This is a genomic window from Flavobacterium sp. Sd200, from assembly GCF_009826935.1.
GTDB lineage: Bacteria > Bacteroidota > Bacteroidia > Flavobacteriales > Flavobacteriaceae > Flavobacterium.
Window position 1 is genome coordinate 168,055 of sequence record NZ_WUMN01000007.1, and the last position, 13,365, is coordinate 181,419.

A 13,365-nucleotide genomic window follows, 5' to 3' on the forward strand; every position below is an offset into this window, starting at 1 on the left:
AGTTGCATTATCTACCCTGCGGGTGTGGTGAAATTGGTAGACACGCCAGACTTAGGATCTGGTGCCTCACGGTGTGAAGGTTCGAGTCCTTTCACCCGCACTTAAGGAGATACTATTAAACAGTATCTCCTTTTTTTTGACAATAAAAATTTATGGCACAAACAGTTACTGTTTAGTCATTTTAGTTCGATTTTTTTTCCTGTTTAAAATCCTTACAGTCGTAAGAACTATTTAAAGACCTTTGTTTATGGTGGTCTTATGTCATTTTCCCAAAGTTCGATTTCTCTATAGGGTTTCGGCGTTTTTTGCCCCTTCAGGTTTATTGTGATTTGTTGATATCAGATAAAGAAAGTCTAGTATAACCGCCGCTTTACCATCATCCACTTGGATACCACTTTTGGCTAACATAGCTATTGCCCTGTTAACTGAAATCTTTTTGTGGATAAATTAATTACATTGACCCCTCTGCACCAATTTTAATTACGCTACTAATTAATTGTATACCAATATAAATAGTGTCAATTCTAAATCGGCAATAGAGGTCAATCAAGTTCGGTTTATCCAGTTAACAGAAAAAACACTAAAAACTAAATATCGAAAGCATCATTTTGTCTGCATTTTGGAAAATATATGAAACAGTTTAGCTTGAAAATTATGTTGTATATTCTTGCTTCATTTGATCTGGTAATTTGCGTCAATTTATAGTCCTGCCGATTGTGCTATCGCCGAAAAATTTGTTTTTAAATGTCTTATGATTAGTTGAAAATGAGTGCCGGAGTTGACGTAAGCAGTCGGCTTTCCCTGAAATTGAACATTTGTCACATAAATGGATGACTTATGTAATGCAACCACCCGCCATTTGTCGTCAAGGACAGGTGAGCCTGACGATCCTCCTTCGGTATCCGTGAAATAACGAAGGTCGGTATCAGTCGAAGCGCTGACAAGGTTATTGCGAATACCGTATCGTTTGCTTCGCCCTCCCGGGTGCTGAATGATGTTAACCGGAACGGCAGTGCCATCGTAATTTACCATCTGAGGAGCTATTTGAAGCGGCTTGCGGCCGGAAGATGCTATACGCAATACTGCATAATCGAGTTCTTCGTTCCAAGCCTCAAGCCTTAATGCGCTGATTACATTATTTGCTGGGATTTCTTCATAATCGTAGTCTAAAATTACCTGAGTTTCACTTCCCTGAAGTCTAAGGTCGTCATCAGTAGCTTTTACCTCATTATCCTTGCGGGCATTCACTACATGGTGGTTCGTGATGATTAAATCATCTGCAAGGAGCCAGCCCGTACCCAAGAAAAACATATCATTCCCATTAGGCAACTTGCGGGCCTGCCCGTTGAGATAGCTCTTAACTTTTAATTTGAATACAGAGCTCGCTGATTGAAATCCAGCTTCGATAAATCCAAAACCTACGGTATCGTCGGTATGGATGATCTGTTCTTTTGTTTCATGGAGATCGCTCAGTAGCAACTTTGGCGCGCCGACAGCTCTTCCGTTGACAAGATCAAGGATAGCTCGAACTTTTTGCTCTTGCTCTCCCGAACCAAACAAAAAAGGAAGGGCATTTTGAAGATAGGTTTGAAGCGGAACACTACCGTCCGAAAGTCGCTCGATATTGTTTAACCTACCGATATCAGTTGTCAATTGCGCATACGGTGCAGCCATCAACGGTACAATACTTTTAAACCGGTAGTCTATGAACTGCCACAATATGGCGCGGTTTGAAGCGACATCCATGCCTGCATTCAACGCGTTAACCAGCGCTCTTTCTTCCTGATCAGTTAATAAAGCCATTACACATATGATTCAAAGGTTAGATTATCACCTTCATTCTCCCAATCATTCCTGTATTCGTTTAAACCACGCAAATTTTCCGTGGTAAGCAAATTTATCATCTCATCTCTGGTAAAGTCGGATCGATGGTTTGGAAAATCAGAAGCTATAGCGGGATACTCGTCGCGTAAAAGGAAAAAAGCCAGCTGCAATACGAAAAACACATCTCGGGAGATGTCAGCCTTTGCCCCATCACAAAGCGTCTTTAACCTGCTCATAAACTTATTGATGGAAATCACTTTTATGGAATAGAATTGCTCGATGAGGATGCGATGACTTAAAATTTGAATTTCTGGTATCGGATTAACTGCCTTTTGCACTGATTCCGCGGCCATGCCTAAGTAATCAGCAGCCAAAACCGGATTATCACTGAGCAATGCGAGTTGCGCCTGAAGCCAGAGTAATTCAGCTAACCGCCCTCTATTGGCCGATCCTGATACAGTGTTAATACCTTGTTCCAGAACAGCTGCAGCGTGAGAAGTGTCATTATTTAGCATGTAGGCTTTAGCCTCGAGTGCAAAAACAGGACTGTCAGTTGACCGATCTGTTCTCTCCTGAAGCAGAAATAATGCACCCTTTACATCAAGTTCAGTTAACGCTCTTTTCACTTTTCGTGTTACATTTCTTTCCCAGTCATTTAGATCGGCACTTCTAAAAATATCTCTTGACACTTCAAGGTTAAGACGGGATGATAGCCAAACTTTTATCCTGTCGCTGTATTCATCAAGATTTTCAAAAATGGATTGCTCAATACCCGGCACCCATCTATTATCCAAAAGGTAAAAATCATCCTTGTCTAAAATCAGGCGATGGTATATTTCCTCTGCCCGGTTAGCAGTCCCCTCTTTTCTTTCATAAAACCAAACAGCTTCTTCATTGATTCTTTTAACTTCAGCAAATTTATCCTGCTTGAGCAAACGAATCATAGCCCGCCGAATTTCCGGCCGGTACTCCAGCACACCAGACTCACTTGTTCTTACCAACGAATGTTCCCTTCTGAGTTCTTCAAAAAGGTTAACAGCTTCTTCAAGGTTATCGATTTGCAATCCGCAAACCGGCGCTAATACAGCCAATATGATTTCAGGACTCGTTTTCCTAAGAACCATGCCGGGGTGTGCCAATTTCCGAACGTCATCGTCGTGGATATGGTTCAATAGCCGCTGGTATAACTGCCCCTGGATAAGCTCTTCATCAAGTTGAAAAAACAGCCACTTCGTGGTGTTTAAATTTTCAATGCCCTTTTTTCCGATGGCATTAGATTCAGCGGCAGCAAGATTAGCAGCAAGTCGTAATGACAGCGGATTGCCTCCGATTTGTTTGGCAATTATATGTGCAATGGAATTATCTTGTACGCCAAGACGTTTGAGCAGCGAAACGCTGTCCTCTTCACTGAGCTGTTCAAGGCTTAACTCGTTCGTCAGCATCGTTGAGATGCGAGAATCAATTATTGGCGAACGTCCGGCAATTATCACCCGGAAATTAGGAAATTCAGAATACACAATATCGAGCATGCGCCAAAACCCCTGCAAGCTTTCCCTGTCACGAAACTGAACTTCTTCGAACGTATCGAAAACGACAATGACTGGGAGCATACTGCCGTTCTTTAGTGAAATGTCGGACAGCAATTTGCCAAATTCCCTATACAATTGATAGTCGTTATCGTGATATCTGTCAATGCGTTCAGAACGGGTGTTGGCGCTTACCGACCGGATGTTCAAATCATCTTTCCCTTTCCGAAAATCTCGGACGAAAGAATTAAAATAATCAATTCTTGATTCATGCTGCGGCAATTGCAATCTAAGTTGAGCTGCGATTTCAACAAGGATGGTAAAGGGGCTTTCAATTCGTAATGTCGATTGGTCGAATGGAAGGTAAGCAAAAGGTGGTCTTTTATCTTTCTTTTGTTGTGCACACTCCCATAAAATGCGTCCAACTAACGCCGATTTGCCTATACCTCCCGGGCCGTTGATTGCCATGATCAGCTTTTTTTCCTTAAATAACCAGTTGTAAACTTTCTGGCTCATTTCCGAGATACCCGAACGTGCATTGAGTTCAATATGGTTTCTCAACTCGGCCATTTCGTTGACACGCCCCGTGAAGTTGGAAATAAGCAAATGTTCGAAGTTGGAAAGAATACCCTTTTCGGTTAGCAAAATATTGACGTCGACTTCTGATGGTAATTGCTTATTATTGCCAGCGAACCATGATATAATCTGAGAAAGATTTGTCAGTTCTTTAAAACCCATACCATCAATCGGGCTGGTAACTCCTGACACTAAAAATTCTTCCCACATTTTTTGCAAATCTGTTTGAGGACGATTGGGATTTGCTTTGAGGGCGACCTGCATTTCGCTTTTGGAAGCAAACTCTTCAATTTTTTTCTGCCTGATATCCGACTTCAAAGTAAAAAGCCCCTCAGATAGCCCACCTGCAAGGCTTGTAATGTAATCAAACAATAGCACTCGCGGCGTTTGGTGAGAAAAAGACGCGTCCAGTGGAAATAAAAGCTCCGGCACGAAACAATGAAGCACTGAAGCGGCCTTGAGATAAGAGTCAAGCTGCATTTTGGAAAAGGAGTCTTCCAACGCTGGAGACTCGTTTAGTTTAAGCTGATACTTCTCCAGTATTTCTGATGTGATATCTTTCATAAACTTAATTGTTAAACGACTCGTTTAATTTCTCCAGCCTGTTTTTTAATTCTGCTTGCCGTTCGCTTCCGTTAGGCAATCCTATTAACATCGCCAATAACATACGTTCAAAATCAACCTCCTCTTTTTGAGCCAATGTTATATTCAACTCATTAACCGCCAAAAGTAAACAGCGGAGCCGCTGGTTGAGTTCAAACATTTTTTCCGGGCCATTTGGCAGAGCTGAGATAATCTCAGAGCGTATTTTATCAATGTTGACGGGACGCACAGACCTCGCTGATATTTCAGTTATCGTGTATTCGATATCAGCTACCGTACAGTGATTTACGATTTCAGTCGATATCTTTCCAGGATCAACGGTCAACTGACCGGCATCGAAACCGATAAGGATAAGCCGGCATTTTTGCGCAAATGCGCCTGTGGTTATCCTGTCCGACAATTCAATCAGGAAACTTTTGGTATCGGGACGCAGCTGTTTCCCTTGAAAATTATCAAGTACAAACCAATGTTGACCGGGGATTTGTACTGCTTCGTTTAATACCCAAACAGCCAATTGCCTGACATACAGCTTCATATTCGTTTCAGCTGGAGGCATAGATGTTACCGCTTTGCCCAGGGAGTAAACCATATCCTTTGCCAGTTCCTGGGGGCCGGTTTGCAAGCCAAGCTCTGGGTCGAACACAATCCGATAGGTAATAATTGAAGCTTTTACATTTGAAAAATGGTCTATGTAATTGGTCGAATATGATTTACCCAATTTTGACCCACCTGTCACAATTAAGATGGGCTGTACATTGGCCGCAGGAGTCGCTAAGGATAGCAAAGCCCTGCGCAGGTTTAGGCGGTTGACAAAAAGCGTACTGTTGTTGATCACAGTTAACTGGAGCGGATCAATTGCGGCCGGAGGTTGCGATTTTGATCTTTCCCATATTTCAATGATTTTACCATCGATAACTCTCAGTTGGAAATTATCGATTAGTCGTTCCATCCAAGTTGGCTGATTTGTCCAGCCATTGATAATACATAGACGCACCGCGTCTTTTGCCAGTTCCCGTGGCGTGTCACCCGTCAAGTCTTCCGCAAACGAAGTACCTATGAATGCCGTCACTAGTGACAGGCGCGGTCGGTCAGTTTGAGCGACTTGGTTAGTGAGCGCCTCAATAACGTATTCTTTATCGTCTTCTGAAAACATATATATATTAAATTAATCACCATACCATTCTCCCCACGAAACCTTGACCATACCTGGTGGCACTGGCGCATTTTCTTGGGCAATGACCGGAGTAACGGTATTTTTTTTACTTATTTCTTTAGTCAAGTTGTTCCAGTCGAACATAAATACTTCGTTATAATAGGCTGCTATTTCTTCTGAGAAAAACACCAGGCTGGTGTCTCTGTTATACTGAGTACCGTCAGATGACCAATTATTACTGCCCACTACAGCTATTTTCCCGTCAATAAGAATCCCTTTATTATGAAGCTTACTGCTCTGCTGGTGAAACATGGCTCGTTTCCAGTTACGTGTTCCAATCAATAGCTCGGAGTGCGCCGCATCCTGGTTTGTGCCCACAATAATTTTAACGTCCAGTCCCTCCGCCATTTTCTTGGAAAGCGCTTCGATAATTTTGTCAAAAGTGGCGGTTGATGGCTGCCTGATATAAGAAAATTGCAAATAAATTTTTTCTTCTGCCGCTTCGATAAGTTTCAGTATTTCTACCGCGTAGTTGTCCGGACTCATTAATGGTTTTACTTTTGTAGGTTTGCCGGTAAATCTTGTTGGTTCAAAAGGATGCGGTTGTAGTATAACCGCTTCCTGCAATAAGTCTTCAGGAACCAGCAGATCGGGCATCAACGGGTCAAACTCTGGGGTTTGAACTGATTTCGCCTGCTCCATGTCATACAGGATAAATTTTTCGTACATCTCTGCCAATGGCTTATCGTTGATAACGACATGCCATTCCCGGTTACCCAGCTTATATAGCGTTTGTTCATTGCCCGGAGCGATTTCCGGTTGGCTGTTAGGGCTCCAGTTTCCGCTTGAGAGCCAAAAGGACTCCGAATCCCTGACGGCAACTTTAGTATGATAAGAGTTATTAAATATCCGGTTAGGCCCGGAAACAGATGCTTTGACAAATTCGAGTTTATTGCCAAAGCTTTTTGTTAGCATTGCCTCCGCATTGAGGTCATTTTTGTCAACCTGCAGAATCATCCTGAGTGATACGTCGCCTTTGTCACCAATTCCATTGACGGTATCTTTGATATGATTCGCATAGAATTCATACATCGCAACGGTCAAGGTTTTTTTAGCGCCTTCTAAAAATGGTTTTAATATTGACCAGCCGGCATCCGGCCCAACGTGACAATTAATGTCTGATACGTTCATTTCGACGAGTGCAACTCTTGCTGGGTCAGGTGCCTTATAATGTATAGCCGGAGCAGCTTCCGGTAATAAACCTTCCCAGGCTGATAAGGGAAGCACACCGAAAGTTAATTCTAAAGGCGATGCAGGTAAGGTTTCAACCGGCCATCCATCCAAGCTGTTAGGGTAGTTTTCGGCGGCGCTATCCCCTTCTAATACCAAGATGATTACCGGAAGGGTTTCATTTACCGTACTGAAGCCTGGGCGCACGCCAAACACTCCTGGTAATGCGTAAAGTTCTTCGTGACTCTTAATTACTTCGATAACCTGGGCAAAATGGTTGGTCTCCATGATTTATGAAATTAATTGTTTAGTTTCCAGTTTTCAAGATTAGCAAATACCTGCGACGAAATCCTTGTTCCTGAGTTCGCCGTATTGCCTCCGTAGGTATGTATTGCCACTGCCTTCCTTTCATTTTCATGTAGTATGTACACTGGCGCTCCGCTTTGTCCCCCTGACGTATCAGCTGCATAATAAACCTTGTCTGGGTTGACACTACCGATTTTTCGAAAATCATACCACATTGTCCCCGCAGGTTTATCACTGGGATAACCCTCAATATTGGCGACGGAACGTAGAAGTTCCTCATCTGAATAAACGCCATACCACATAAATCCTAGGTCAGCTTCAAAGCTGGCTGGCAAGACAATAGCTCCATAATCATAATTTTCCAGTCCTTTTTCGCCCCAACCCTTTACAGACCAAAATTTGGTAGCTGTCATACCACCAAAAGGAAGGGTCTTGCCGTTTCGTCCGGGCATTACCTGAATTTTTTTTACCCATCCATCCCTATCAGGTATGCCGCTGTTTTTGATATATACGCAATGCCCTGCAGTAACCAAGGTAGTTGGACTAATGAACCAGCCTGTACCGATATATAAGGTATTGTCCGCAGCGGTGATCAGCAAAGATGCTATTACCCGGAAAGGAAATTTTTCGGTTTGAGTGACTTGCACGCGTTCGTCTGTACCGATTATGGTTTCTCTTATCGGGCTTTGACCGAAAGAGGCAACTCCGATATCGGGCAGTCCTTCCAAATCGGGAACTTGAAAGTTTGATTCGCCTTCAATGAGATTCTCTAACACAATTTTTGGAAATGATTCAAATTGCATATTGTCTTCGATTGGCCAAACTTCTCCGAGGCCGTGCGATCCTGGTGACTCTATCGGAATAATTGTCGCTTCGGTTGCCGGTTGATTTGAAATAGCAGTATGTAATCCATCAGGAATAATCGAATCACTCATAATCAATTATATAAAATTTAGGCGCATTACAACTAATAGAAACTTATTTATCTAAAGGGACTAAGGCACTAATGAAACTGAAAATAATCAGAATAATAGATGCCGCAGCCGAATCATAAATACCGGTAGCGATTGTTTCGGAAAGCGTCTCGCCAGTGGTGACATAGGCCCAAACCACGAACGCGATTGTCGACAAAATCAAATGATTCCGTTTGGGCTTATTTTCGTCGGAAACCGAATTAAGGTAAAGTGGTGTGAGAACTAACCCGACAACGAATACGATCCAAGAAAACATCGATTGCAGCAAAGAACTTTTAATGGCATGCACAAGTCCGAACATCGTTAAATAACCTGCAATGACCTCGCTGGGAATTAACCGGGATACTTTATTGAGGTAGTCGGTAAAATTATTATTAGCCGGAGGATTAACTAGTGCATTTTCGGGTGTTGGCATGTTACTTAAAACCGCCTTTTGTTCGTAGTAAAGTCTCCCCATTGTGATAAAGTTTAAGGGTTTTTTATTGCAGAAAAAAAACGAATATTTCGTGTTATAAATATAACAAATTGATTATGAGTAAAAAAAATATTTTTAGTTTTAATAAATTAAAATCTCGTAAAGAATATAAGGGTGTCGTAATTATTTTGCGTAGCACTTTGGGAAGCTATATTTGATTAGTAACTAGGTTGTAAATTCTAAAAAAAAAATCCTCATGTCAATACCTATTAATGGGGATTTTTAATGTTTTAAAAATGGTTCCAATTAAAAGATACGTATCAGGCAAAATTGAAAATGCGTTAGCTAGAGCTGATTGGGAACGCGAGAGATGTTTTTGAGAAAGGGTATGAGGATAATAGAGCTATTTGAACTCTGGGATGAGACAAATTGAGCAATTGGCTAACATTGTCGTAATTTGTCTTCTTTAAGATTTATATGTTCTAACTATCTTTATCATTTCCTTTAATCAATTAACTCAAGGTTATCTCACTTGAAATGGCGTATAAATAATAAGTCTATGCAACCGAAATATCACTCATTAGCTTTAAATCTTCCAGCAAGTGGTTCGAGTTTTGTACTATAAGGCGCACAAACAAAAGCCTCTGTTGTCTCAGGGGCTTTTTTATTGGTGCTTACCCCTGTTTCTTTAATCAGCTAACTGTTCCAGCTGTTTAAAAATCGGTACCAAACTTTGGCCTTTATCTGTAAGATTGTATTCTATGTGCAATGGTTTTTGGCTAACAACCTTTTTTTCTAACAGCCCATATTCTTCCAATTCTCTTAAAGCTACGGAAACTGATTGTTTGTTGGCTCCTTCAATATGGCGCACAAGATTGTTAAAGCGTACAGGACCTTCGAGGGCAAACCTAAAAACCTGTGGCTTAAATTTACCCGAAAGCATTTTTAATAATCCCTCAGCAGGACAGCCCGGATTTTCGGGTTCTTTATTAGTGGTCATATTTTTTTGACTGATTGACTGGTGTTTTATTTGTGGCAATCTTTGCTTTCAAAATTACAAATTCATTTTCTAAGCACAATGCAGCATTGTTTAGCAAATAGATTATAACCAAATGACCAAACTGATATATTTATTTTTAATCCTGATTGGTGAAATGTGCTGCCAGTCTCAAACAAATCCTAAAATGAGCGACGTTAAAAATAATCCGCTTTTATGCGACCCTGAAACCGGGGCATGCGAAATGCCGGGAATGGCTACAAATGCCACTGGTACCGAAATTTTAAAAGGTGTTAAACCTGTAAATATTGTTTATTATACCGATCCTATCTGCTCGTCGTGTTGGGGCATTGAGCCTCAGTTGCGCAAGCTTAAACTTGAATACGGTCAATATTTTGAGATAGATTACCGTATGGGAGGACTGCTGCCCGACTGGAGTTACAACAGCGGAGGAATAAGCAAGCCATCAGATGTGGCACACCACTGGGATGAAGCCAGCCTATATTACCAAATGCCTATAGATGGAGATGTGTGGCTGGAAGATCCCTTGCATTCATCATATCCGTCATGTATAGCAGTAAAGGCGGCTCAGATTCAGGATAAACAAAAGGCTGTAATTTTTATGCGCATTTTAAGGGAGGGTCTTTTTATCGACAAAAAGAATATTGCCAAATGGGAGAACATAGTACCGGCAGCCGAAAAAGCCGGATTGGATGTAGCAAAACTTAAAGAAGATTATGATGGCACAGCCCAAAGGCTTTTTAAAGAAGACCTTTTGTTAGGAAGAAAACTTGGCGTGCGGGGATTTCCTACACTGTTCTTTTCTGATGGGAATGGCAATCAGTTAACCGTAAATGGGTCTAAACCTTACCAGCATTTTGAAAATGCGTTAAAGGCTATTTATCCTGATGTTAAGAAAAATACATTTGAGGCCACAGATCCGTTGGCATTGTTTAAGCATTATCCAACCTTAACGGTGCGTGAGTATGCCGAGATTCTCGATAAAAGCCAAAATGAGGCAAAGCAAATTCTAGAAGAACTTTATGCATCGGGTGTAATAGGAAAGAAAACGATAAAATCAGGCAGTTTGTTCTTAAAAAAATAGTTTGTTTTAAGGGCAGAGTATTCCATTTCGGCGAAAAGACAGAAGTTCATAGTTCAGGATTTTTGAAATTTCTCCACTACGCTTCGCTATGGCCAAAATGGAATACCGCCTTATCTTTTATCTGTATAGAGTTTTACTACTCATAAACCCTAAACTGTTTCATTTCCTGTACGGGGTCTACTGTAGTATATTCTTTCCAAATAGAAGGGCTGTAGCTTTCTAACTGCAAATAATTGGCTTCTTTGTTGGTAATTACGTTAAAAGCAGCCTCAGATACTGCCGCCCTTGAAATGTTGAAATATTCTTTTTTTTCTATAATGTTGGTTTCAAGCTTAAGGTCGAAAGCGGCAACATCTTTATCTGATTTGGCAATTTCAATGAATTTTAAAGGTCTGTTGAGGTAAACATATTGTCCTGTTTCCTGCGAGGCATAATGCAGGTAATAGCCACCACCCTGTAAATTTTCTTTAAACACCATACTCCCTCTCGCCATATTTTCAGACTGTTTTATACCCAGCAAAAATTTCAGGTTTACTCCGCTTAGCGTTTTCCCTTCAGCCAGTTCATATTCAGCTTTGACAATGGCATAATCATTGTCACTTATGTATAGTGTGCCTGTATATTTGGCTTTGCTCTTTCTTGGCTTAAATTTTAGCACATATACATATTGATCGCCATGAGGTACCGCTCCTTGATAAAAGTAATCGTAAATGCCTGTGTTGGTAACAAAATCATGAGTGCCGGATGTAAAATTATTTTCGTGGATAAACACGGCAACGTCATGAGATGTGGCCTTTTGTATATTCTCCTTAGTTTTAATCTTTTTAGCGTCCTGTGGTTTCAATACAGTGTCGCGGGTTCCAAACCATCCGCTTTTTATCCTGTAATATTTTGTAGAGTCCAAATGTTTGTAAACAATCCCGGTTACCATTTCCTGCATCTCCTTTAACGATACTGCGCGGTTTTTATCTTTAAGTTGTATGGCTTTTGCTACTTCAAACTTAGACAGCATTTGTGGCTTGTCGTTTACTTTTTTTGTAGAAGTATAGTAGTTAATGAGCATTTCTTTAAACTCTTGTGGAGGATGCGATATTAGTTTAGATGTAAACCCCTGTAATTGTTTGTTGGTATCGTCAAGCTCTTTCTTTTTATAGCCTGTAGATTTTGTTATCTCTACATTAACCTTTTGCGGCCTGAAAGTTTGCGACTCCCTGTAAAAAATAGTGTTCTTTACAGGCTCGGCAACCAGCTTGTAGTTGCGGGCAAGGTTCTTTTTCACATAAGCCATTATGCTGTCGGCATTGGGTGTAGTGTTGCTAATATGTAGTGTTTCGAGTTCAAAAACTGCCGGGTTCATCTTTATAGTCCATTGGTTCTTTTTCAGTTCGGCCATGTCCATGCGTACGCCGCTGTAACCAAGAAACGTAATGCTTAATGTCTGATTGTCATCAACTAGCTGAGGAGGTATTGTAAAGCTGCCCTCTGCATTACTGATAATATTTTGTCCATTCAATTCAATATTTGCATACGGCAATGATTCGCCGCTTTGTGCATCAATTACTTTAGCAGTAATGTTTTGTGCGTTTACAACAATTGCAAAGAGCATAAAGCAGGCGATGCCTAAAAAACGTTTCATAAGGTAGTGTTTGATTGTTAGCAAAGGTATTTATTTGAAAGAAATTTCCTTTCAAAAAACAAAAGACGATTGTAACGTTATTTTGCTACATGTTTTTTTGCAATTAGAGCGACCCCTTATAATTTACATTTCTTCTTATATTTTATGCAGATGTATAGCTCAACACCACAACACCACATTCAAAGCCTGTAGTTTGTAGTAGTTTCAACTGTAGCATACTGTTCAGTTCTTTAAAAATAGGCAAACCGCTGCCAATAGCTGTTGGGTTTATAAATAAGTGATATTCGTCTATCAGTCCTTCTTTAATTAAAGCCGATACAAAACCCGCACCGCCATAGGCAATAATATCTCTGCCCGGTTGCTGTTTTAGTTGCAGTATTTCTTCTTTAAGGTCGCCATTGGCAAGCTCAGTGTTTTGCCAGTCGTGCTTTTCAAGTGTTTTACTAAAAACTACTTTGTGGGTGTCGTTCATAAATTCCGCGCCTTCCTGCTCGGGATTCGCCGCCCAGTAGGGGATAAAGCCTTCGGCAAGCTTTCTGCCCAATACAATACAATCAGTATCCTTTATCAGTCCTGTAACATAGTCTTTCAGTTTATCGTCCCAGTTCCATACCATCCAGTCCATTTCTCCGTTCGGTCCGGCAATAAATCCGTCAATACTAACCTGTACCTGTAGTTTAAGTTTTCTCATGCTGCTTGTTTTATGGTAAAGATAGCCTGTATCTGTTACAAAAATGAAACGTTATTACGCCTAAATGCAGGGGCAATCAGGACAATCTTATACTGACGGCAAGGGTTTGCAATGCTAAAATTGATAGAGGGTTTTAATGGGAGAATAATCTCTATTAGCTTTTTCAAATGGAATTTAAATTTAATGTATTGATTTTTAATGTTTTATTTGCAATGTTAAGTTTTTCGTGTCAGGTAAAACTTAACATTGGCGAACTTGTTTATTGAATATTTTTGTTAATAATTAATTTACAATTATATAACAATGTAAAGTTCATTGTGGCATAGTTG

10 protein-coding genes and 1 tRNA gene are annotated in these 13,365 nt (G+C 40.7%); 2 read left to right on the forward strand and 9 right to left on the reverse strand.

Annotated features, from left to right (window positions below; genetic code table 11):
• Positions 1-18 precede the first annotated feature (18 nt).
• A tRNA-Leu gene (locus tag GR160_RS16680) sits at positions 19-100 on the forward strand.
• A gap of 599 nt (positions 101-699) precedes the next feature.
• On the opposite strand, the gene GR160_RS16685 is transcribed toward GR160_RS16680, so the two are convergent.
• The 7 genes from GR160_RS16685 to GR160_RS16715 form a co-directional block, all read right to left on the reverse strand.
• Positions 700-1,803 carry a trypsin-like peptidase domain-containing protein gene (locus GR160_RS16685; protein ID WP_160751031.1) on the reverse strand — a complete coding sequence of 368 codons (1,104 nt, stop codon included), beginning with the start codon at positions 1,801-1,803 and terminating at the stop codon, positions 700-702.
• Positions 1,803-4,490, reverse strand: coding sequence for a hypothetical protein (locus GR160_RS16690; RefSeq protein ID WP_160751032.1), 2,688 nt, complete (start codon positions 4,488-4,490; stop codon positions 1,803-1,805). The genes GR160_RS16685 and GR160_RS16690 overlap by 1 nt, the downstream gene beginning before the upstream one ends.
• 4 nt (positions 4,491-4,494) lie before the next feature.
• Positions 4,495-5,682, reverse strand: coding sequence for a hypothetical protein (locus GR160_RS16695; RefSeq protein ID WP_160751033.1), 1,188 nt, complete (start codon positions 5,680-5,682; stop codon positions 4,495-4,497).
• Between the two features lie 12 nt (positions 5,683-5,694).
• Positions 5,695-7,200, reverse strand: coding sequence for a phospholipase D-like domain-containing protein (locus tag GR160_RS16700; protein ID WP_160751034.1), 1,506 nt, complete (start codon positions 7,198-7,200; stop codon positions 5,695-5,697).
• 11 nt (positions 7,201-7,211) lie between these two features.
• The gene (locus GR160_RS16705) at positions 7,212-8,153 is read right to left on the reverse strand and encodes a serine protease (RefSeq protein ID WP_160751035.1); all 942 of its coding nucleotides are present in this window, start codon (positions 8,151-8,153) and stop codon (positions 7,212-7,214) included.
• A 43-nt stretch (positions 8,154-8,196) separates the two neighbouring features.
• Positions 8,197-8,649: a hypothetical protein gene (locus GR160_RS16710; protein WP_160751036.1), complete on the reverse strand. Its 453-nt coding sequence runs from the start codon at positions 8,647-8,649 to the stop codon at positions 8,197-8,199.
• Between the two features lie 646 nt (positions 8,650-9,295).
• A complete protein-coding gene (locus GR160_RS16715) occupies positions 9,296-9,607 on the reverse strand; it encodes a helix-turn-helix domain-containing protein (RefSeq protein WP_160751037.1) in 312 nt (103 codons plus the stop codon).
• Between the two features lie 184 nt (positions 9,608-9,791).
• On the opposite strand from GR160_RS16715, the gene GR160_RS16720 reads away from it, so the two are divergent.
• The gene (locus GR160_RS16720) at positions 9,792-10,709 is read left to right on the forward strand and encodes a DsbA family protein (RefSeq protein WP_160751038.1); all 918 of its coding nucleotides are present in this window, start codon (positions 9,792-9,794) and stop codon (positions 10,707-10,709) included.
• A gap of 136 nt (positions 10,710-10,845) precedes the next feature.
• Here the strand turns inward: GR160_RS16720 and GR160_RS16725 are convergent, their stop codons facing one another.
• Positions 10,846-12,345: a carboxypeptidase-like regulatory domain-containing protein gene (locus GR160_RS16725; protein ID WP_160751039.1), complete on the reverse strand. Its 1,500-nt coding sequence runs from the start codon at positions 12,343-12,345 to the stop codon at positions 10,846-10,848.
• Between the two features lie 142 nt (positions 12,346-12,487).
• The gene (locus GR160_RS16730) at positions 12,488-13,036 is read right to left on the reverse strand and encodes a dihydrofolate reductase family protein (RefSeq protein ID WP_160751040.1); all 549 of its coding nucleotides are present in this window, start codon (positions 13,034-13,036) and stop codon (positions 12,488-12,490) included.
• Positions 13,037-13,365 lie beyond the last annotated feature (329 nt).

Coding starts and splice junctions, on each gene's coding strand:
- GR160_RS16685 (WP_160751031.1), bottom strand. CDS start 1,803: ATGGCTTTATTAACTGATCAGGAAGAAAGAGCGCTGGTTAACGCGTTG.
- GR160_RS16690 (WP_160751032.1), bottom strand. CDS start 4,490: ATGAAAGATATCACATCAGAAATACTGGAGAAGTATCAGCTTAAACTA.
- GR160_RS16695 (WP_160751033.1), bottom strand. CDS start 5,682: ATGTTTTCAGAAGACGATAAAGAATACGTTATTGAGGCGCTCACTAAC.
- GR160_RS16700 (WP_160751034.1), bottom strand. CDS start 7,200: ATGGAGACCAACCATTTTGCCCAGGTTATCGAAGTAATTAAGAGTCAC.
- GR160_RS16705 (WP_160751035.1), bottom strand. CDS start 8,153: ATGAGTGATTCGATTATTCCTGATGGATTACATACTGCTATTTCAAAT.
- GR160_RS16710 (WP_160751036.1), bottom strand. CDS start 8,649: ATGGGGAGACTTTACTACGAACAAAAGGCGGTTTTAAGTAACATGCCA.
- GR160_RS16715 (WP_160751037.1), bottom strand. CDS start 9,607: ATGACCACTAATAAAGAACCCGAAAATCCGGGCTGTCCTGCTGAGGGA.
- GR160_RS16720 (WP_160751038.1), top strand. CDS start 9,792: ATGAGCGACGTTAAAAATAATCCGCTTTTATGCGACCCTGAAACCGGG.
- GR160_RS16725 (WP_160751039.1), bottom strand. CDS start 12,345: ATGAAACGTTTTTTAGGCATCGCCTGCTTTATGCTCTTTGCAATTGTT.
- GR160_RS16730 (WP_160751040.1), bottom strand. CDS start 13,036: ATGAGAAAACTTAAACTACAGGTACAGGTTAGTATTGACGGATTTATT.